Origin of the sequence: Catenulispora sp. GAS73, from assembly GCF_041262085.1 — a bacterium.
In the GTDB taxonomy this organism is placed as follows: Bacteria; Actinomycetota; Actinomycetes; order Streptomycetales; family Catenulisporaceae; genus Catenulispora.
Window position 1 is genome coordinate 85,756 of the sequence record NZ_JBGCCM010000041.1, and the last position, 19,820, is coordinate 105,575.

General features: G+C 69.7%; 16 protein-coding genes and 1 pseudogene. 7 read left to right on the plus strand and 10 right to left on the minus strand.

Annotation, left to right across the window (positions count from 1 at the left end; genetic code table 11):
- Positions 1-13 precede the first annotated feature (13 nt).
- The 5 genes and pseudogenes from ABH935_RS42415 to ABH935_RS42435 form a co-directional block, all read right to left on the minus strand.
- Positions 14-787, minus strand: a complete 774-nt coding sequence (locus ABH935_RS42415; protein WP_370383652.1) for an SDR family NAD(P)-dependent oxidoreductase — start codon at positions 785-787, stop codon at positions 14-16.
- Positions 784-1,383: a cupin domain-containing protein gene (locus tag ABH935_RS42420; protein WP_370383670.1), complete on the minus strand. Its 600-nt coding sequence runs from the start codon at positions 1,381-1,383 to the stop codon at positions 784-786. Before ABH935_RS42420 ends, ABH935_RS42415 begins: the two co-directional genes overlap by 4 nt.
- Positions 1,372-3,915: pseudogene (gene rph, locus ABH935_RS42425) on the minus strand (rifamycin-inactivating phosphotransferase); the annotation flags it as partial. The gene ABH935_RS42420 and the pseudogene rph, both read right to left, overlap by 12 nt.
- On the minus strand, positions 3,916-4,476 hold the full coding sequence (locus ABH935_RS42430; RefSeq protein WP_370383653.1) for a carboxymuconolactone decarboxylase family protein: 561 nt from the start codon (positions 4,474-4,476) through the stop codon (positions 3,916-3,918).
- Positions 4,477-4,764: 288 nt separating this feature from the next.
- A complete protein-coding gene (locus ABH935_RS42435; RefSeq protein ID WP_370383654.1) occupies positions 4,765-6,858 on the minus strand; it encodes a DEAD/DEAH box helicase in 2,094 nt (697 codons plus the stop codon).
- 244 nt (positions 6,859-7,102) lie between these two features.
- On the opposite strand from ABH935_RS42435, the gene ABH935_RS42440 reads away from it, so the two are divergent.
- From ABH935_RS42440 to ABH935_RS42450, 3 genes are all read left to right on the plus strand, one after another.
- Positions 7,103-8,002, plus strand: coding sequence for an alpha/beta hydrolase (locus ABH935_RS42440; RefSeq protein WP_370383655.1), 900 nt, complete (start codon positions 7,103-7,105; stop codon positions 8,000-8,002).
- A 125-nt stretch (positions 8,003-8,127) separates the two neighbouring features.
- Positions 8,128-8,625: a pyridoxamine 5'-phosphate oxidase family protein gene (locus tag ABH935_RS42445; protein WP_370383656.1), complete on the plus strand. Its 498-nt coding sequence runs from the start codon at positions 8,128-8,130 to the stop codon at positions 8,623-8,625.
- A gap of 161 nt (positions 8,626-8,786) precedes the next feature.
- Positions 8,787-10,577 carry a putative Ig domain-containing protein gene (locus ABH935_RS42450; protein WP_370383657.1) on the plus strand — a complete coding sequence of 597 codons (1,791 nt, stop codon included), beginning with the start codon at positions 8,787-8,789 and terminating at the stop codon, positions 10,575-10,577.
- A gap of 65 nt (positions 10,578-10,642) precedes the next feature.
- Here ABH935_RS42450 and ABH935_RS42455 read toward each other — a convergent pair whose 3' ends face one another.
- Positions 10,643-11,644, minus strand: coding sequence for a hypothetical protein (locus ABH935_RS42455; RefSeq protein ID WP_370383658.1), 1,002 nt, complete (start codon positions 11,642-11,644; stop codon positions 10,643-10,645).
- 107 nt (positions 11,645-11,751) lie between these two features.
- Positions 11,752-12,684 (minus strand): helix-turn-helix transcriptional regulator, encoded by a 933-nt coding sequence (locus ABH935_RS42460; protein ID WP_370383659.1) that lies wholly within the window; start codon positions 12,682-12,684, stop codon positions 11,752-11,754.
- 168 nt (positions 12,685-12,852) lie between these two features.
- Here ABH935_RS42460 and ABH935_RS42465 point away from each other — a divergent pair, with 168 nt between their 5' ends.
- Positions 12,853-14,292, plus strand: a complete 1,440-nt coding sequence (locus tag ABH935_RS42465) for an MFS transporter (RefSeq protein WP_370383660.1) — start codon at positions 12,853-12,855, stop codon at positions 14,290-14,292.
- 49 nt (positions 14,293-14,341) lie between these two features.
- Here ABH935_RS42465 and ABH935_RS42470 read toward each other — a convergent pair whose 3' ends face one another.
- A complete protein-coding gene (locus ABH935_RS42470; protein ID WP_370383661.1) occupies positions 14,342-15,127 on the minus strand; it encodes an adenylate cyclase in 786 nt (261 codons plus the stop codon).
- Positions 15,128-15,399: 272 nt separating this feature from the next.
- Here ABH935_RS42470 and ABH935_RS42475 point away from each other — a divergent pair, with 272 nt between their 5' ends.
- Positions 15,400-15,849 (plus strand): protein phosphatase, encoded by a 450-nt coding sequence (locus tag ABH935_RS42475; protein ID WP_370383662.1) that lies wholly within the window; start codon positions 15,400-15,402, stop codon positions 15,847-15,849.
- Here the strand turns inward: ABH935_RS42475 and ABH935_RS42480 are convergent.
- Entirely contained in the window at positions 15,833-15,964 is a 132-nt protein-coding gene (locus tag ABH935_RS42480; RefSeq protein WP_370383663.1) for a hypothetical protein, read from the minus strand. The two genes, ABH935_RS42475 and ABH935_RS42480, sit on opposite strands and share 17 nt — an antisense overlap.
- A gap of 163 nt (positions 15,965-16,127) precedes the next feature.
- On the opposite strand from ABH935_RS42480, the gene ABH935_RS42485 reads away from it, so the two are divergent.
- Positions 16,128-16,928: a glycoside hydrolase family 75 protein gene (locus tag ABH935_RS42485; RefSeq protein WP_370383664.1), complete on the plus strand. Its 801-nt coding sequence runs from the start codon at positions 16,128-16,130 to the stop codon at positions 16,926-16,928.
- An 84-nt stretch (positions 16,929-17,012) separates the two neighbouring features.
- On the opposite strand, the gene ABH935_RS42490 is transcribed toward ABH935_RS42485, so the two are convergent.
- Positions 17,013-18,533: an MFS transporter gene (locus ABH935_RS42490; protein WP_370383665.1), complete on the minus strand. Its 1,521-nt coding sequence runs from the start codon at positions 18,531-18,533 to the stop codon at positions 17,013-17,015.
- Between the two features lie 165 nt (positions 18,534-18,698).
- On the opposite strand from ABH935_RS42490, the gene ABH935_RS42495 reads away from it, so the two are divergent.
- Positions 18,699-19,439 carry a TetR/AcrR family transcriptional regulator gene (locus ABH935_RS42495; protein ID WP_370383666.1) on the plus strand — a complete coding sequence of 247 codons (741 nt, stop codon included), beginning with the start codon at positions 18,699-18,701 and terminating at the stop codon, positions 19,437-19,439.
- The last annotated feature ends 381 nt before the right edge of the window (positions 19,440-19,820 follow it).

Sequence of the window (19,820 nt, forward strand, 5' to 3'; positions counted from 1 at the left end):
CGTACACACGCCTTCACCACGTCGGCCGCGCGCTCACCCCGCCGTCGACGACGAGGTCCTGCCCGGTGATCCAGGACGCCATCGGCGAGGCCAGGAAGACGCAGGCGTCGCCGACGTCCTCGGGGCGGCCGAGGCGGTGCAGTGGCGCGGCGGCGTGCCAGCGGGACACGCCGGAGGGCCAGGCCTGCTCGATGCCGGCGTTGTGGATCAGGCCCGGGGAGACGGTGTTGACACGGATCCCGCGCGGTCCGTATTCGAGGGCTGCGGAGCGCGCGAACATGATCAGCGCCGCTTTGGAGGCGCTGTAGTGAGCATGGCCGGCGGCGGGCTGGCTGCCCTCGATCGAGGCGATGTGGGTGATCGAGGCGCCGGCCGCCATGACGCGCGCGGCGGCCTGCGTGCAGCTCAGGGCACTGATGACGTTGGCGTCCATCACCTTGCGCCAGTGGTCGGCCGTCATCTGCTCCAGCGGCAGGACCGGTTGGACGCCGGCGTTGTTCACCAGGATGTCGAGCCGTCCGTGCCAGGCGGCGGCCCGCTCGACGAGGTCGTGGCACGCGGTCTCGACGGTGAGGTCGGCGCCCAGGACCAGCGCCTCGGCGCCCTGAGCGCGTAGGCCGTCGACCAGGACTTCGGCGGCGTCGCGGTTGCGGCCGTGGTGCAGCACGACGGCGGCCCCGGCGGCGGCGAACCGGCTCGCGATACCGGCGCCGATACCGCCGCTGGCGCCGGTGACGAGCGCGGTGGTGCCGGTCAGGTCTGGCAGACCGGGGTCGATTCGGGTCATCGGGTGGCCGCCGCGCTCTCGCCGGGCGACTCGCGCTCGTCGAGCGAATCCGGCACCGAATCAGGCATCGAATCAGGCATGCGACTCGGAGCATCGGCCCGACACAGAGCCCTGATCATGCCCTCACGCTCGGGATAGCGCCGACACAACTCCTCGACATCGCCGCCCTCATAGTCGGCCGGGATGAAGCCGGGCGCCATCGTCGTCCCGATCAGCGACCACGCCCCGTCCCCCGCGACGCGAGCGCCCATCCAGCATCCGGCCGGCACGACCGTCTGCACCAGCTCACCGCCACCGAGCAGCCGCACCTCAGCCTGGCCGTCGGGGTGCAGCAGCAACAGCTCCATCGTGTCGCCACGGTAGAAGTGCCAGACCTCGTCGATGGGCAGCCGGTGCATCGCCGAGAACCCATCGGGGTCGTTGGACAGCAGCATCAGAATCGCCGTACCGGCCGGACGTCCGCTCGCGTCCACCGGACCCGACCACGTACTCCGGAACCGGCCGCCCTCGGCCGGCAACGGCACCAGGCCGAGCCGAGCAGCGATGTCGTCGGCCCGCTCTTCGGTCTGATCGCCGGCCTCATCCAGAATCTCGATGTACCCGTCCGTTCCATTCACACGGATCCGCTGTCCGTCCCTGATCAGCCGAGTGGCGTTCTCTACCCCGACGACCGCTGGCAGGCCGTACTCTCGCGCGACCACAGCGCCGTGTGTCATCAGGCCCCCGACCTCCGTCACCAGGCCCTTGATCGTCACGAAAAGAGGCGTCCAACTGGGATCTGTGTACGCGGTGACGAGAATGTCGTCGGCTTCCAGATCGGCCCGCGCCATATCGACGACGACCCGCGCTCGTCCCTCGACAGTGCCACTGGAAACAGGCAATCCCACCAGCGCGCCATCCGGAAGCCCGGTACGACGGTAGGACCCGGAGACCGCTTCACCATCCGACGTGAGCACCCGCGGCGGCGTCAGCGACTGGTACGACCTGAACGCCTCCCTACGCCGACGAATCAACTGGGCATCGGCCCGCTGCGTGCGCACGACCGCCCCGAGCTCCTGGAACGTGAGATAGAAAATGTCTTCCTTCTCACCGATCACCCCAGCGGCAACAAGGCGTTCGGCTTCCTCCAGCAGCGCTGGTTTGTAGACGAAATAGCGGCTGACCATCCCGTACTTCGGATACTCGCGGTACCCGATGAACGTTCGGACCCGATCGATCTTCTGCTTGGTCTCGTCAGCCTTCTGTTCACCGTCGGGCAGCAGACGCAATCGCTCAAGCAGTTCCCGCTCTTTCGCGACAGCCTCCAGCCGCCCTTGCTCGAACCGCTGCTCTCCGGCGCCGGGCTCGAAGTTCCTGACGTTGCTGAGGATGGTCGGCAGGAGCATCGTCGGCTGCTCGCTCCATCGCGGTCGGGTGATGTCGATCTCGCCGGCGCAGCGCATTCCGTACTTGTCGAGGAAGGCGCGGATGGCCTCTTGCGCTTCGCGTCCGCCGACGACCGCCGGCAGCTCGTCCAAGAAGCCGTCGTCCTCAACCTTCGCCAGGAACGGCACGACGTCCGGATACGGACGGATCACATCCGCGACGTCCAGCAGCGCCAGGCCCATCTCCGACGTGACGTTGTCGGACACGGACTGCGCGAGTGTGTCGGCCACATTCGTCTCGCCGAGCCAGGTCTGCATGTGCTCGTTGAGCCACGCGGTGGCGTCCATCGCCGTCATGAAGACCTGAGTACTGCGCGGATCGAACAGGATGCGCTGCAACTCACCGATGTCGGTCTGGATGAAGTCGAGCAGTTCCGGTCCGGTCTTCGTGGCGATGTCCTGCTTCAGCGTCGCGATCGAGGCCTCGCTGCGTTCGATCAGCTCGGCGACGGTGGCCGGATCGGTCTCGATCGGCGCGCGCGGGGCCGGCGCGCTGCTGCTCGACGTCTCGGCGGGTGCCGGATCAGGAACCGTCGGGATGAAGTCGCCGCGATCGATGACGCTCTGCAACGCGTCCCCGGTCAGCGGATCACCCTGCCCCATGACCTTCACCAGCGCCGCACGCCGCGTCGGCGACGACAGCTCCCGCGTGACATCGACAAACAACCTGCCTGCGGCTTCGAGCATGGGCCGGCGCGTCGTCAGCCGCCACATCGAGAGCCCGAGCGGCTTCATCGGGTCGGTCATCATCTGCGGGTGGCCGACGGACACGTAGACGTGGTTCTCGTGGTCGCCGACGTCGGGGACGGGGAACAGCGTCGTGATCGGCCGGCTCTGGACGATCTGGAACCCGCCCTCGGACCAGCACCACTCGATGTCCTGGGGACGGCCGAAGTGGGCTTCGATCCGTCGTCCCAGCTCGACCAGATGCACCACCTGCGCGTCGGGTAGCGCCGGCTTCGCCACAATGGTCTTCTCCACGATCGCGCCATCGCGCACCTTGTAGATGTCAGCGTTGACCAGCCCGGAGACAAGCGCTTCGCCAAGGCCGAACACGGCCTCCACGGAAGCGACCTTCCGGTTCCCGGTGACGGGGTCGGCCGTGAACAGAATCCCAGCCGCCTGCGGGAAGACCATGCGCTGCACGACCACAGCCATGTGGACCTTCTGGTGGTCGAAGCCGTTCTGCAGCCGGTAGGTCACGGCCCGCTCGGTGAACAGCGACGCCCAGCACCGGCTGACGTGTCGCAGCACGGCCGTCACTCCCACGACATTGAGATACGAGTCCTGCTGACCGGCGAAGGACGCCGTCGGCAGGTCCTCCGCCGTCGCACTCGACCGGACTGCATAGGCGGCGCCCTCCCCGTGGGTGGCGAGCGCCGCGGCGATCGACGCCACCAGATCGTCGGGCAGCGCGATGCCCTCGATGATCTGGCGGACTTCCGCGCTCAGGGCGCCGATCGCCTCGCGGTCGTCGGGTTTCAGGCGGGAGAGCCGGTCGAGGCGGCCGTCGAGGCTGTTGAGGCCGTCGAGCGACGGCGCCGAGGCCAGGACCCGCCGGTAGGCGTCCGTGGTGACGCAGAAGCCGCCCGGGACGGGGACGCCGTCGACGCGCGACAGCTCCCCCAAGGCGGCGCCTTTGCCGCCGACGGCTGCGACCTGCGTGCGGTCGATCTGCTGGAAGTCCACCACGTCGCCGTTCATCTAACTCACTTTACGGACGCCGGCCAGCGGGATGTCGCAGGACTCGGAGTAGCCCTGCGAGGTGATGCCGTGCGCGGTGTTCACCCGGCCGGCCATGTTGGCGAAGCCGATGTAGGCGGTCAGCTCGACCAGGCCGGCGGCACCGAGCTGGTCCAGCAGGCGCGCCGCCAACTCGTCGGTGACGGTGGTCGGCGTAGCGGTCATGGCCTCGGCGTACTCCAGGACGTCGCACTCCAGCGGGGAGAAGACATCCGACTCCCGCCAGCGCGGCACCTGACTCGCCTTGGTGGCGTCCAGGTCCCGGCTGACGGCCAGGAAGTAGTTGATGTCCAGGCACCAGCTACAACCGACCTGCGCCGCGACCGCCATGTGGGCAAAGGTCTTCAGGCCGCCGTCAACGGCGTCCCAGGTCCCGAGCTTCGCGGTGAAGTCCTGATTGGCCGCCGCCACGGCGGGATTGTTGTGGATCGCCGCCAGCGGCTCGGGCACCGAGCCGAGCTGCGCGATGAGGGCTTCCTGGAGCTCGGCCGGCAGGTCGGCTCGGGGAACGCGGATGGTCATGGGGTCCTCCAGTGGGTCGTTGACGCCATGAGACGCCGGCCGGAGGTGATCTGTGACAGACGGAGGCGGCTAAAAAGCGGAGCTTCTGCTCGATGCGTCGGACAGGCGCGATTCCGGCGAGAAAAGATGCTTTGCCAACTGCGAGTGGCGACGGACCAGCGCGACTCGCGGCGCGGTGAGGAGGTCCGAAGGACCATGTGGGGTTTGGTTCTGGGTCCCTCGCCGCGTCGGCAGGCGAAGCCAGCCGGCCTGCCCTGAAGTCGGCTAGGAAGTCAGCAGAGAAGTCGGCTACTTAGCCTCCGTCAGCCCGAGCCGCTTCTGCTCGGCGTCGATGAGGCGTCCCCGGGTCGTGGCGTCCGACAGGTCCTTGGCCTCCGGCATCGTCTCGGCCGTCTCGCTGCGCCGCGCGTAGGCGTCGAAGAGCCCTGACTTGGCGTCCAGGATCTCCAGCATCCGCTGGTCGACGCTGTCGGCGACCAGCAGTCGGTGCACCTGGACCCGGCGGATCTGGCCCATGCGGTGAGCCCGCGCGATCGCCTGGGTCTCCAGGGTGGGCTTCACTTGCGGCTCGCACAGGATGACCACGGACGCGGCCTGCATGTTGAGCCCGACGCCGCCGGCCTGGATCTGGCTGACCAGCACGGCGTGCCGTTTGGCAGCGCTGAATTCGTCGACCAACTCCTGCCGTTGTTGCGGCTGCATGGAGCCGGTGAGCGGCCCGATTGCGCGGTCGCCGAGGGCGCGGCACACGGTGTCCAGGACATCGCGGAAGTACGAGAAGACGACCACTTTCCGGCCGTTCGCCTCGGCTTCGTCAACGATCTCCACCAGGCGCCGCAGCTTCGCCGACGTGCCCGCGTCGCCCGAGGCATAAGCGGCCCGGCGCATCGCCATGAAGTTCCGCGCGGCGACGGCGTCCCGGTAGATCGCCTCCTCTTCGGCGCCGAACTCCTCCCACTCCTCGATCTGCACCATCTCGGGCAGTTCGGAGAGCACGTCCTCCTGGTTCCGGCGCAGGTAGGCCGGGGCGACGGCCTTGCGGAACGCCTCCGATCCGGCGACCGCGTCGATCTCGCCGACCGATCCGACCAGCTCAGGCTGGAGGTAGCCGACCAGGTTGCGGAACTCCTCGACGCGGTTCTCCATCGGCGTGCCGGTCAGGAACAGGACGCGGTCCACGCGATCCGTCCAGGCCCGCACGGCCTGCGAACGCAGCGTGTTGGGGTTCTTCACGTAGTGCGCCTCGTCGACGACGAGCATCGAGATCTTCGTCCGGGGCGGCAGATCCAGATTGGGAAGGGCTTCGAACGTGGTGACGCCGACGCCGCCGCCGGACAGCCAGGCGCGTTTCGCAGCTTCCTGATCCGGTCCGTGCAGCCGGAAGGGACGCAGCGCGCTGTGCGAACGCACCTCCCGCAGCCAGTTGATCAGCACGCTGGCGGGCACGACCACCAGGAAGTGCTTGGCCCCCTCGGCCCGCAGATGCGCCAGCGCGGCTATCGCCTCGACGGTCTTGCCGCAGCCCATCTCGTCGCCGATCACGACGCGCTCCTGGGCCAGCACGAACCGGGCCCCGAACGCCTGGTAGGCCCGCAGCGAGACGCGCAGATGCGTCTCGTCCAGCTTCTGCACGGCGATCCGGTCGGCCAGGCTGGTCGGCAGGAACCCGCGCGCCGCCTCACCGTTCACCCGGGCGCCGGCGATGCGGCTCAGGGTGCTGAAGTAGTCGGCGGAGCGCTTCTCGAAGTCGGTGCGGACGGTACTGCGCCGCGGCGGCTTCACCCCGCGCAGCTTCTCGTTCGCCGCCCGGATCCGGTCCAGGTCCTGGTTCGTCTGCGGGTCGGCGAGCAGCCCGGCCAGCCGATCGACGGCGTCCTGCGCCTGCTCCCGGCGCGTGCGGCCGGTCAGGGCGCGGCGCATCCGGCTGCTCAGCGGCTTGGCGGCGGTCGCCAGCGTCGACAGCGCCCCGCCGATGCGCTTGGCCGGCTCGCGGACCTTGACCAGCACCCGGTCGGCGGTCTGGACCCGGTAGAGCGCGGCCAGCAGCGCGGCGGCGTCGTTGACCCGCAGGTCCATGTCGGCGGTGACGTGGGTGTTGGACATCGCGGCGTCGGAGATCCGGCGGGCGGCGTCCACGGTGCGCTCGGCGCCCTTGGCTCCGATCCCCGGCACGTGTTGCAGCTGCTCCGGCGTCGCTTCCAGCAGGTCCGCGATTGACTTGTAGCCTGCCTCCTCCAGCTTCGTGACCGGCAGGCGGGCGCCGGTGACGTCTCTGAGGCGCTCGATCGGTATGGCGCGGAGGCGACCGAGGACGGCGACCGCGTGCGAGGCCTGATAGGCCTCGCGCACGTCTTGGTGGCGGCGTTCTTCGCCCGCGTGCATCTCGTCGATGACGGCTTCGGCGTCCGCGGCCGCGCCGAGGACGGCTTTGACACCGGATGAGTTGGTGAACGCTTGTCGTCTGGGCGTGGGGACCTCCCCCTCTCGGCGGTCGCGGCAGCGGCGCCAGGCTATCGGGCCGGTCTGTCAGAACGTTCACCGAGTTCACCGGCGTTCACCGGCGTTCACCGGCGTTCATCGGCAGGACGTTGACGCGCGGCTAAGTGGAAGATATCGTCCGTTTAATATGACCCAGCAACAGCGCCAAGCCCTCGACGAACTCCTGCGGCACGGCCCCCTCGACCTCGGCGGCGACGTCGCCGAACAGCGCGCGATCTTCCACGAGATGATGACGTCCGTCCCCCTGCCCGAGGACGTCTCAACCAGGCAGGACGAGCTCGGCGGCGTGCCGGTGGTGATCGTCGAGACGCCGGACCTCGATCCGAGCGCTGTGATCCTCTACCTGCACGGCGGCGCGTACGCGGTGGGAACCGCGGGCGAGTTGGTCGGCCTGGCGGCGGACGTCGCGCGCCGCGCCGGGGCGCGGGCCGTGTCCGTCGACTACCGGCTCGCTCCAGAGCATCAGTTCCCGGCAGCCCTCGATGACGCCCTGGCCGCCTACCGCGGTCTGCTCGACTCCGGCGTCCCGGCCGAGCGCATCGCGTTCGTCGGCGAGTCGGCGGGCGGCGGGCTGGTCGCGGCCACGCTGGTGGCGGCCAGGGACGCCGGCCTGCCGCTGCCCGCCTCGGCGGCGGTGTTCTCTCCGTGGGCCGACCTGTCGGCGTCGGGCGCGAGCGTGACCAGCAAGGCTGCGCTCGACCCGGCCCTCACGCCTCGGGCGCTGCATGTCCGGGCCCAGGACTACCTCGGCGACCGCGACCGCGCCACGCCGCTGGCCAGCCCGATCTTCGCCGACCTCAGCGGTCTGCCGCCGCTGCTCATTCAGGTCGGCTCGCACGAGATCCTGCTCGACGACGCGGTCCGGCTGGCCGCGCGCGCCGCCGAGCACGACGTGCGGGTCGAGCTGCAGGTCTGGCCAGAGGTCCCGCACGTCTTCCAGAGCTTCGCCGTGATGCTCGACGAGGCGAACGAGGCCCTGGACGCCACTGGCGCCTTCCTCAAGCGGAACTGGGCCGAAAAGATCTAGAAAACTTCTCCCCGCCTGTTGTCGTTTGTTGTCGAGACCGGCCTGTCGGCTCCGTCCCCGGGATGCGAGCAGCCGACCGGCCGGCTCGACGACAGCGGAACATCGGCACAGAGGAGTGCAAGACCATGGAGCAGCACGAGATCACCGAGATCCTGAGCCGTCCGCTCAGCCAGGAGCTGCTGGCCCGCGACCTGACCCGCCTGGCCTACGTCGCCAAGGACGGCACGCCGCGCAACGTGCCGATCGCGTTCACCTGGAACGGGTCGCAGATCGTGATGTGCACGACGAAGAACGCCCCGAAGCTGCCCTCGCTGCGCCGGAATCCGCAGGTGGCGCTGACCATCGACACCGAGTCGCACCCGCCGAAGATCCTGCTGATCCGCGGGAGCGTCGAGCTGGACGTCGTTGACGGCATCCCCGAGGAGTACCTGCAGATGAACGGCAGCTACGAGATGACGCCCGAGCAGCGCGTCGAGTGGGAGGCCGAGGTGCGCTCGCTCTACGACGGGATGGTGCGGATCGTGGTGACCCCCACGTGGGTGAAGCTGATCGACTTCGAGACCACGCTGCCGAGCGCCGTTGAGGAGCTGGTGCGGGAGCGCGCTGCGCGGCAGGCGTCGTGACGGCGGGACCCGTTTTCAATCTCAATTCAAGGAATTGAAACCGCCCGCCAGAGGCACTGTGAACCGGTCTATCAGCCGTCCCCACCCTTCTCCACACTCCCTCTCAACCCCCGGAATCAGGCTGCGAACAACGCGGCCGGCGGGGTGCGAGAGGAGAACACATGAGGCGGATACTCGTGGCCGGCGCCTTGCTGTCGGCCGTATCCACCGCCGTGGCCATGGCTTATGTGGCGCCGGCCGAAGCGGCTTCGGCCCCGCGGATCGTTCCCGCCGCCTGTACCAGCGCGCCTGCCGGGCATGCGCATTGCAATGCGCTTCAGCTGGTACGCGGTGGGGCGCGGCCCGGGGCGCGGCCGGCGGCTCCGACCGGCTTCGGGCCCGGTGACATCCAGTCCGCGTACAACCTGGGGAACAACCCGGGCAGTGGGCAGACGGTCGCCATCGTCGACGCCTACGACGACCCCAACGCCGAGAGCGACCTGGGGACGTACCGCGCGCAGTGGGGCCTGCCGGCGTGCACCACGGCGAACGGGTGCTTCACGAAGGTGGACCAGAGCGGCGGCGGCAACTACCCCACCGGGGACTCCGGGTGGAGTGTGGAGATCACGCTGGACCTGGACGCCGTCAGCGCCGCGTGCCCCGGGTGCCATGTGCTGCTGGTGGAGGCGAACTCCAACAACGACACCGATCTGGGGGCCGCCGTCGACGAGGCGGTGAAGCTCGGGGCGAAGTTCGTGTCGAACAGCTACTCCGACGCCGAGAGCAACTTCAGCACCGGTCTGGACTCGCACTACAACCACCCCGGCGTGATGATCGCGGCGGCGACCGGTGACAACGGGACCCAGTCCGGGTCCAACGCCCAGTTCCCGGCGACCTTCCCGAGCGTGGTGGCCGTCGGCGGGACCTCGCTGAGCAAGGCTTCGAGTTCGCGCGGTTGGTCGGAGTCGGTGTGGAGCAGCGGCGGCTCGGGCTGCTCGTCGCTGTTCGCCAAGCCGGCGTACCAGCAGAACGTCACGACCGACTGCGACAACCGCGCCAGCGCCGACGTCTCGGCCGACGCGGACCCGAACACCGGCCTGGCGGTCTATGACACGTACGGCCAGTCCGGCTGGCTGGAGTACGGTGGCACGTCGCTGGCCACGCCGCTGATCTCGGCGATGTGGGCGCAGGCCGGGGCTCCGGCCTCCGGCGACAACGGCGTGTCGTACGTGTACGCCAACGAGGCGAAGTTCAACGACGTCACCTCCGGCAGCAACGGTTCGTGCGGCACGGTGATCTGCAACGCGGGCACCGGCTGGGACGGTCCGACCGGTGTCGGGACGCCGAACGGCGTCGCCGGCTTCGCCTCGGGCAGCACTCCGCCGCCGCCGAGCAACGACTTCTCGGTGTCGCTGAGCCCGACGTCGGGGTCGGTGAACGCGGGCTCGTCGGCCACGGCCACGGTCGGGACGAAGGTCACAGCCGGTTCGGCGGTGACGGTGCAGCTGTCCGCGTCGGGCCTGCCGTCGGGCGCCTCGGCGAGCTTCAGCCCGGCGTCGGTCAGCGCCGGCAGCAACTCGACGCTGACGATCAGCACCTCGGCCTCCACGCCGAGCGGGACGTACTCGGTGACCGTGACCGGAACCGCGGGGAGCACGACGCATTCGGCGACGTACTCGCTGACCGTCAAGGGCTCCGGGGGCGGCGGGACCGTCACGGTGTCCAATCCGGGCGACCAGTTCGGGTTCGTCGGATTCCAGTCCCCGGACCTGCAGATCCGGGCCTCGGACAGCAAGAACCTGCCGCTGACCTTCAGCGCCAAGGGCCTGCCGCCGGGGCTGAGCATCAGCTCGTCCGGCGACATCTCCGGCACCCCCACGACGGCGGGCACCTACCAGGTGACCGTCACCGCCACCGATTCCGGCGGCGGTTCGGGCACGACGACGTTTGGAGACACCGTGTATGGATTCTGATTCGCCCTGACGGCTCCTGTCTCAGGGCACTGCGGAGCCGCCCTGCTGCGGGACAGGACCGGAGGTCACTGACCGGACGGGTCTGCACGACGTATCGACGGTGCGTCGTTCAGGCCCGCTCCCCAGTCCCAGCGCAGGCCGACGACGCCCGGCGGGACGTCGGTCGCCATGACGTGGGCCTGGCCGGTCGCGCCGACCCAGACTTCGCGGACGCCCTGGTCGGGCGCGGCTTCCGTGCGCCGCTCGTACCGCACGCAGCGCGCCGGGACCCTCGCGGGGTCGAACTGGACGCGCAGGACGTACATCGCGGTGGCGTAAGGGAAGAAGCGCTGGTAGAAGTCGGTCTCGGTGGGCGGCGTCGGGGACAGGCCGGTGAGCTCGTAGTCCACGACGGCGGTGTCGCCCCGGCGCAGCACCCGGTCGAAGAGCAGCTCGGCGGCGACGAAGCCGCTGTCGGCGGCGATGCGCACGCGCCCGACGCGGCAGCCGTGCAGCGCGGTCAGGACCGGCGACGGCGAGGGCGGGTCGTAGGTGCGGTAGAGCACTGTCATACGGCTCAGGTCGTCGGCCTCGGCGCGCACGACCTGGCACGTCGACAGCGACTGCTCCCGCCGATCCGCCCCGAGGCTGTAGCGGTCGAGCGTGGACAGGCGCGTGAGCTCCAGGCGCCCGGCGGGATCCAGGCCACGCAGCAGGTCGTCGTACTCGCGGTGCGCGCCCCACGCGTCGACGACGTCGAGCCCTGACTCCCGCCGCACCGCCGCCCGCCCCCGCGGCCGCCGTGGCCCCAGCTGCCCGCTCAGCGCACCGGCCGAGAGCCCCAGAACCTCCTCCAGCAACCGCACGGCGTTCAACGACTCCGGCCGCTCCGGCCGACTCAGCCCCCGCCGCCAGTAACTCAACGTCGCCATCGACACGAACGCCCCACGGGAGGCGAGCTCCGCGCGCACCTGATCGAGCGTCAGCCCGCTGGCCTCGATGGCCAGATGCAGCGTCGCGGAGAAGGGCCCCATGCGCACCGCATGGGCCAGGTCGCGGTGTAGCGGTCCCAAGCGAGCGGGCTCCATGGATAGCAGTATCGCGCCGAGGTCAAGCGTGGTGGAGAGGCAGCATGTTGACGCCCGGCTGTCGCGGTGGGAACCGCTTGTCCCCGCTCAGCGAAACCGTCCGGCCGTCACAGGCTCCGGCCGTGCTCGACGTCAGCGTCCTGCTCGGCGTCGGCGTTCAGACCCCTCGCGCCGCCGGTGCCCTCAAGCAGGCCGGCGCCCTCCATGTCCAGCAGCACCATCGCGTCGTAGTCGGCGGTACCCGGTTCGGCGCTGTAGACCACGATGCGGCCGCCTTCCATGCGGTTGATCTCCATCACCTCGTGGCTCAGCGTCATCGTGCCGACCGTGGGGTGCAGGAAGGTCTTCTGGCCGTTGCCGACGCGGCGGACGTCGTAGCGCTCCCACATGCGGCTGAACTCCGGGCTCTTGACCGCGAGTTCGCCGACGATGGCGGCCAGTTCGGGGTCGTCGGGGTCGCTGCCGGCGACGGCGCGCAGGTGCGCGACGCAGCTTCGGGCCTTGACCTCCCAGTCCGGCCAGAGGGAGCGGGCCTGGGGGTGCAGGAAGGTGTAGCGGATGGTGTTGCGCTGCTTCTCGGGGTAGTCGATCATGCCGGGGGTCAGGGCCAGGCCGCTCGGATTCGCCGCCAGCATGTCGTTCGTGCGGCTCAGGACGTAGGCCGGGCAGGGGCGCACGGTTTCGAGCAGGCGCCGCAGGGTCGGGCGGACCGTGCGCGAGGTCGACGCCGCCGGACGGGAGCGGGCGCCACCGCGTGCGGCTTGGGCCGCCAGCTCGCGCAGGAACGCGAGTTCCTCGGCGTCCAGGCGCAAGGCCCGGCCCAGCGCGTCGACGACGGCCGGGCTCGGCCGGGTCTCCTTGCCGCGCTCCAGGCGGATGTAGTAGTCGATGCTGACGCCTGCCAGCGCCGCCAACTCCTCGCGGCGCAGGCCCGGGGTGCGGCGGGTGCCCGCGCCGAGCGGCAGGCCGAGGTCGGACGGGGCGACGCCGGCCCTTCGGGCGCGCAGGAATCTGCCGAGTTCGGGAGGCTGCTCGGTCATGATCCCGAGTGTGCCGAACGCCGCCGCACGAATGGAAGGCGCGAGAGGGGCCCTGTCGCACCCCCCGCTGTCACAGCCTGGAACAGCGCGGTCTGCCTGCCTCGCACCGGTCCTGCGACGGTGGGTCCGCGGCGGTCAGACCGGCCGGCCGCGAGGGAGGGGCCACCAATGCCTACCGTCGGCAACACGCAGGACGTGCAGCGTGCGCAGCGCGCGCAGGACACAGACCGAACGCACGATCGGAGCCACACGAACAACGCCACACCCCGCACCACCTCACCGAATCTCACCCTCTTCGCCGCGCTCCTCGGCTTCGTCATGATCGCCGTCGACACCTCCGCCGTGAACGTCGGCCTGCCGGCCGTCGGCCGCGGCCTCGGCGGCTCCACGGCCGGACTCCAGTGGATCGTCGACGCCTACACGCTGATGTTCGCCGCGCTCCTGCTGTCCGCCGGCGCCTTCTCCGACCGGCTCGGCGCCAGCCGCCTGTACGCGGGCGGCGCCGCGGCCTTCACCCTGGCCTCCGTGGCCTGCGGTCTGGCCCCGAACCTCGGCTTCCTGATCGTCGCCCGCCTCGTGCAGGGCAGCGCCGCGGCGCTGATGCTGCCGTCCTCGCTGGCGCTGGTGCGCCAGGCGTTCCCGGACGCGAGGGCCCGCGCCGCCGCCATCGCGCGGTGGACGATGGCCGGCGCCGCCGCCACCGCGGTCGGCCCGATCCTCGGCGGGGCTCTCACCAGCTCGGTGAGCTGGCGCTCGATCTTCTTCCTGAACCTGCCGGTGGGTCTGGTGATCCTGGCCGCGATGCGCCGCACCGAGCGCTCCGTGCGGCGTCCGGCCCCGCTCGACCTGCCGGGCCAGATCACCGCGATCCTGGGCCTGGCCGCGCTGACCTACGGCGTCATTTCCGGCGGCGCCTCCGGGTTCGGCCGGCCGCAGTCCTGGGGGAGTCTGCTGGTGGCGCTGGTGTCCATGAGCGCGTTCGTGGCGGTCGAGCGCCGGACGAGGGAGCCGATGCTGCCGCTGGGGCTGCTGCGCGACCGGGTCGTCGCGGTCTGCCTGGCGGTCGGCTTCGTCATCAACGCCGCGTACCAAGGCCTGATCTTCGTCTTCGGCCTGTTCGCGCAGGACATCCTGGGACGCTCCGCGGTCGGCGCCGGGCTGGTCTTCGTGCCTACCGCCGTCCTGTGCACGGTCACCAACCTGCTCTCCGCCAGGGCCGCCGGCCGCTGGGGCGCGCGCATGCCGGTCCTCGTCGGGCAGCTCGCCTGCGCGGTCGGACTGCTGATGCTGCTGGTGGTGAACGTCCACACGAGCGCCACCGCCCTGGCGCTGTTGCTGCTGCCGCTGGCCGGCGGCCTCGGTTTCGCGGTGCCCTCGCTGACCGCGATGATGCTCGGCGGGATCGCGCCGGAGCGGGCCGGCCTGGCCGGCGGCGTGCTCAACTCGTTCCGGCAGACCGGCGGGGCGCTCGCGGTGGCCGGGTTCGGCGCGCTGGTCGCGCAGCACGGCGGTTTCGTGACCGGGATGCACCTCAGCCTGCTGATCGCGGTGGCGCTGCTGGCGGCCACGACGCTGGCCACGCTGGCGCTGCCGAAGGCGAACCGGTGACGCCGGCGATCGCGGTGCCGGTGCCGGTGCCGGCACCGCGTTAGGCGCCTCACTGCCGCGTGAAGTAGTCCAACGTCGTGTCGGCCTTGGTCGGACACGGGCCCGACTGCGTGATCCGGTGCAGGTCCAGCAACGCCTTCGCATCCAGCGCGGTCTGCAGCAGATCCGTCGACGTGCACCGGGTCGACACCTCCAGCAGCCGCGAGTCGTCCGGATACATCCACTCCTGAAGCTCCAGACCGTCACCCGGTTCGCCGTCGCGCGGCCGGGTGCGGTGCACCTCGACCGGGCCCAACGCATCCAGCTCGTCGATGGTGACGCGGCCGGACAACCGGCTGTCCATCAGCGCGATCTGGTCATCGGAGAACAGCGTCCGCAGCCGGCTGCGACCCTCCACGGCGCGCTCGACGGAAGTTCGGCCCAGGCGCTGCTTGAGCGCCCCGGAGCAGACGAAGCTGTCGGGGGTCACGTCCACCTCGACGCTGAAGTCCTCGCACCGGCGCATGGCGGTCGGGACCCGGTCGGGATCTATCGGCCGCAGCTTGACCACCGAGTCGTTGGGACGCTCCCCGCCGCGCACGCGCGCCAGCACCCCGTGCCGGCGCAACGTCAGGTCCGGCGTGTCGAGGTAGTACACGTTCCGTACACGCTCGACTCCGACGCCGAGCAGCGCGCGCACCGCGTCATGGGACTCCTCGGCCACGGTGAACTTCAGCTCCACCTGGCCGACCTCGCGCACCAGCGTGAACATCCGCTCCAGATCGCTGCCGGGCAGCCTCCAGGCCTGCCGGGCCGCGTGGCGTTCCGGCTTCTTCAGCGCTTTCAGGGCCGCCACACCTCCCCGTGCATCGGCCGCCGAGAGCCCTCGACGGCGCACAAAGAATCCACTATACGTGAAGCCTCCTCATTATTCGAGGACTGACGCTCACTTGTGAGCACCGGCACACCGGATGCGGCGCGACACCGTCCGCGGGCTGACCACGGCGACCGGGTGGCGCTCCGTACATCACCAGTGACCTACCGTATCGAGTACTCGACGGCAGAGGCTTGCTACGCACCGTGCTCGACGTGCGCACGACCGGCGATGAGTTCTCGTAGCATCGCGCTATGGCAGAACACTGGGATCCGGCGGCGGACGGCGTGCTCCGCCTGCCCTCCGGCCGACTGCTCCGCGGACGCGGCCTGAGCCGCCCGATACCCGAAGGCCCGGAGCCGGACTTCGCCTTGTATCTGCTGGGCAAAACGCCGCCAGAAGTCGCTTGGGAAAGCCGGTGGATCCGCTGGCCCGACTTCCGTCTCCCGGCAGACCGGTCGGCAGCGCGCGAGGGATTTCTAGAAGCCTGGCAACGCTGCGAGACCGAACGCGTCGAGGTCGCGTGCGCCGGCGGACGCGGACGCACCGGGACCGCGCTGGCGTGTATCGCGGTGCTCGATGGTGTGCCGCCGGAATCGGCCGTGGCCTACGTGCGAGAACACTATGACCGGCACGCCGTGGAGACGCCGTGGCAGCGCCGCTACGTGGCCGGCTTCCGCCGCAAGCTCAACTCAGAACACTGAGAACCTCCTCGGCCCGATCCCGAGCCGAGTACATCTCCCACGCGGTGGCGGCGATGTCGTCCGGGTTCAGCGTCGCCGGTGGCAGGTCGCCGAAGTTCTCCGGATGCGCCATCACGCGTCGAAGATCAATTCCCCAGCAAGATCGCGAAATTCCCGCCCGCACCAAATAAAAGTAAATTAAAGATGATCAAGTGGTGGATGATTGCGCAACCGGGCGCACTGGTGCTTCGATTCTCGTTAGGAAACTTTACTGACGAGAAGAGGAGGGCCACCACCCCATGTCGTCGACCCGAATGCGCATAGTCCTGGCATCCGCCGGAGCTCTCGCGCTCGCCACCCAGTTCGCCGTCGCGAACGCGCACGCCGCGGTCCCCCACGCCGCCGCGACCACCCACACCGTCTCGGCGCAGCCCGTCGCCGCGGGCACCACGTACACGGCCGCCCAGGTCCTGGCCGGTGTCAAGAGCCACTCGACCAGCTCGACCAAGGTCAACACCAAGCCCCACATCAACACGATGACGCGGGCCATGAACGTGAACGTGTACCAGGTCGCGACCGGCGTCTACGCCTACTCGTCGAGCATGGCCATCGACGACGACGGCAGCGACCCGGACCCGGACCCCGACCACCAGGGCCAGACGACGTTCCAGGACAGCAACGGCAAGCAGCTCGGCGCGCACCACGTGCCGTACTTCGTGCTGGGCGACGACTGCTGGGACAAGAAGACCCCGTGCCCGCACTTCTTCTACAAGGAGCACGGCATCTCGGGCCGGCAGTTCGCGCTGGTCTTCTACAAGAGCAAGGTCATCGGCGCGATCTTCGGTGACACCCAGACCGGGAACTCCCAGACCACCTCGTCCAACGACTCGCGCGAACTGGGCGAGGCGTCCGTGAAGGCGGCCTCGCTGCTCGGCATCCCGAGCAGCGGCACCACCGGCGGCGTGGACAACGGCGTGACCGTGGTGATCTTCTCCGGCTCGTCGTGGGTCGTGAACGGCACGAACTCCAACCTGAGCAACAACGCCCAGGCGCTGGTCCAGAAGGCGCTTAACACCCTCGGCCCGAAGGTCGTCGGCTAAGCACCACCAGCAAAAGACGCGGTCAGGCGGTGAAAACCGCCTGACCGCGCCTTTCGTTCGCGTACTGCTACGCGTTCCGAACCACTAGGCGTGGATCGCCGGAGCCGCGTCCGGGTCCGCCGGGTCGGGCTTGCCCGCCTTCAGGATCAGGCCGCAGATGAAGGCGCCGACGCCGAAGATCGCCGCGGCCCACCAGAACGCGACCACGTAGCTGTGGATCGCCGCGTTCGCCTGCACCACCGGGCTCCCGGCGTTCTTGCCGACCAGGTAGTTGGTCAGCGCGGTGGCGGCCAGCGAGTTGAGCAGCGCGGTACCGATCGAGCCGCCGATCTGCTGCGCGGTGTTCACCATCGCCGAGGCGACGCCCGCGTCGTGGGCCTCCACGCCGGAGGTCGCGGCGTTCATCGCCGGGGCGAAGATGGCGCCCATGCCGATGCCGACGACCACGATCGGGCCGAGGATGTTCGAGACGTAGCTGGAGTTCAGGCTGATGCCGGTGAGCCAGACCATCCCGCCGCCGGCCAGCAGCATGCCGACGAAGACCAGGATCTTCGCGCCGATCCGCGGGTAGAGCTGGGTGGTGCTGATCGTCGCGGTGATCATCAGGGCGGCGACCATCGGCAGGAAGGCGACGCCGGTCATCACCGGGGAGTACTTCAGGATCTCCTGCAGGTAGTAGTTCAGGAACAGGAAGACGCCGAACATGCCGATGCCGGTCAGGAACATCGCCAGGTAGGAGCCACCGCGGTTGCGCTCCAGGATGACGCGCAGCGGGAGCAGCGGGTTCTTGCTGCGGGTCTGCCAGAAGGTGAATCCGATCAGCAGCACCACGCCGGCGGCCAGGAAGCCCCACGTGCCCGGGGCGCTCCACGGGTGGGACTCGGCGTTGGCGAAGCCGTAGACGATGCCAAACAGGCCGGCCGAGACCAGGACCGTGCCGGGGATGTCGAGCGAGGGCCGATCGGCGCTGCGCTCGTGCCGCGGGATCAGGACGGCGGCGCCGGCGATCGCGATCACGCTGATGCCGACGTTGACGAACAGCGTCCAGCGCCAGTTCAGGAACTCGGTCAGCACACCGCCGAGCAGCATGCCGATCGCGGCGCCGGAACCGGCGATACCGCCGAACACGGCGAACGCGGTGGCGCGCTCCTTGGCCTCGGTGAAGGTCGTGGACAGCAGCGACAGCGCGGCCGGGGCGAGCATGGCGCCCGCGACACCCTGCAGCGCCCGCGCCAGGACCAGGATCTCGAAGTTCGGGGCGGCACCGCCCAGCGCGGAGGCCGCGGCGAAGCCGATCAGGCCGATCAGGAACATGGCGCGCCGACCGATGACGTCGGACACGCGGCCGAACAGCAGCAGCAGACTGCCGAAGGCCAGGGAGTAGGCGGTGACGATCCACTGCCGGTCACCGTTCGAGAAGCCCAGCGCCTTCTGCGCATCCGGCAGCGCGATGTTCACGATGGTCACGTCGAGCACGATCATCAGCTGCGCCAGACCGATGATCCCCAGAATGAACCAGCGCCTGGCGTGGTGCGGGTCGGTGGAGGCGGAAGGCGGGGCGTCGGCTGTCTGCGCACCCGCTCCCGCCGTCGTGACATCTGCCATGGTTCTCGTCCCCTGCATCCGGAGGTGCCTATTCCACTTACCGCATCGACTGTAGCAGCAATGTGGAGGACTTGCCTCCACATGGAGAGAGGTGTTCCATTTAACTGCGTCTAAGATTCACCTGGCCCTCCGTCCGGGAGGCGCCGCCATTGGCAGGAGCGAGCCGTGACGAACGCGAAGACCGAGGTGGCGACACCCACAACGGTGCCGAGCCCGCCCGCGAGCCGTCCGCTACGCAGGGACGCAGAACGTAACCGGCAGCTCATCCTGGACACCGCGAAGGCGGTCTTCGCCCACCGCGGCCTCGACGCATCACTCGACGAGGTGGCACACGAAGCGGGCCTGGGCGTCGGCACCGTCTACCGCCGCTTCCCCAACCGCGACGCCCTGATCGACGCCCTGTTCGCCGACATGCTCCACTCCATCGAACGCATCGTCGCCGAATCCATGGCCCTCCCCCGCGCCTGGGACGGCCTGGTCCACTTCATGACGGCAATGCTGGAATCCCAGGGCCGCGACAAGGCCCTCCGCGACCTGATGCTCTCCCGCCAGAAGTACCTCGAAGAGTGCGGACTGGACAAGGAGGAGGTCGTCCGCGAAACGGTGGAGCCGGCCCTCTACGAGATGATCGACCGCGCCAAGATCGAGGGCGACCTACGCCCAGATGTGGCCGCAACAGACGTCGGCGTCCTGCTGATCTCAGCAGTCGGCGTAGTCGACTTCACCGCCCCGGCCGACCCAGAGGTCTGGCGCCGCCACCTGGCGGTGATGCTCGACGGACTGCGCGCACGGGCCGCCGGGGAGACTTTCGCACTCGCGCCAGAGCCACTGGACGACGATCAGCTTGAGGTATGCATGACCGGCTGGAAGTACGGGACGCGCGATACGCCTCGGCGGCGCACTTAGAGCTGCGCGGAGCGCCGGGCCAGCCTGACCGGTGGCGCGGTGGGGGGGTCCGACCGGACCATGCGGGGTGTTGGTTCTGGGTCCCTCGCCGCGTCGGCGGGCTCTGCCAACCTGGCCGGGCCGGTGGTGTCCAGCCGGACGGAGCCGGACCACAGCAGCAGCGATGCGGCTGGACACCACCGGACCGGGCTGGTTCCGTCTACGGCGACGACGCGGCGAGGGACCCAGAACCCGGTGACCACAAGCAACACCGCAACCAAGCAGCGCGACGCAGGCAACAGCGTGAAGGAAGCCGACCAGTCGCGGGCCGCCGCCAGACAGCAGGTCGCGCGGGTCGCCCCCTCGCTGTAGAGCGCCCGCCGGAGGCCTCAAGGTGCCCAC

Bases quoted from the DNA above. Each gene is read 5' to 3' on its own strand.
- ABH935_RS42475 (WP_370383662.1), top strand. From the start codon at position 15,400: ATGGCAGAACACTGGGATCCGGCGGCGGACGGCGTGCTCCGCCTGCCC.
- ABH935_RS42455 (WP_370383658.1), bottom strand. From the start codon at position 11,644: ATGGAGCCCGCTCGCTTGGGACCGCTACACCGCGACCTGGCCCATGCG.
- ABH935_RS42440 (WP_370383655.1), top strand. From the start codon at position 7,103: ATGACCCAGCAACAGCGCCAAGCCCTCGACGAACTCCTGCGGCACGGC.
- ABH935_RS42460 (WP_370383659.1), bottom strand. From the start codon at position 12,684: ATGACCGAGCAGCCTCCCGAACTCGGCAGATTCCTGCGCGCCCGAAGG.
- ABH935_RS42450 (WP_370383657.1), top strand. From the start codon at position 8,787: ATGAGGCGGATACTCGTGGCCGGCGCCTTGCTGTCGGCCGTATCCACC.
- ABH935_RS42430 (WP_370383653.1), bottom strand. From the start codon at position 4,476: ATGACCATCCGCGTTCCCCGAGCCGACCTGCCGGCCGAGCTCCAGGAA.
- ABH935_RS42490 (WP_370383665.1), bottom strand. From the start codon at position 18,533: ATGGCAGATGTCACGACGGCGGGAGCGGGTGCGCAGACAGCCGACGCC.
- ABH935_RS42485 (WP_370383664.1), top strand. From the start codon at position 16,128: ATGTCGTCGACCCGAATGCGCATAGTCCTGGCATCCGCCGGAGCTCTC.
- ABH935_RS42415 (WP_370383652.1), bottom strand. From the start codon at position 787: ATGACCCGAATCGACCCCGGTCTGCCAGACCTGACCGGCACCACCGCG.
- ABH935_RS42435 (WP_370383654.1), bottom strand. From the start codon at position 6,858: ATGCACGCGGGCGAAGAACGCCGCCACCAAGACGTGCGCGAGGCCTAT.
- ABH935_RS42445 (WP_370383656.1), top strand. From the start codon at position 8,128: ATGGAGCAGCACGAGATCACCGAGATCCTGAGCCGTCCGCTCAGCCAG.
- ABH935_RS42465 (WP_370383660.1), top strand. From the start codon at position 12,853: ATGCCTACCGTCGGCAACACGCAGGACGTGCAGCGTGCGCAGCGCGCG.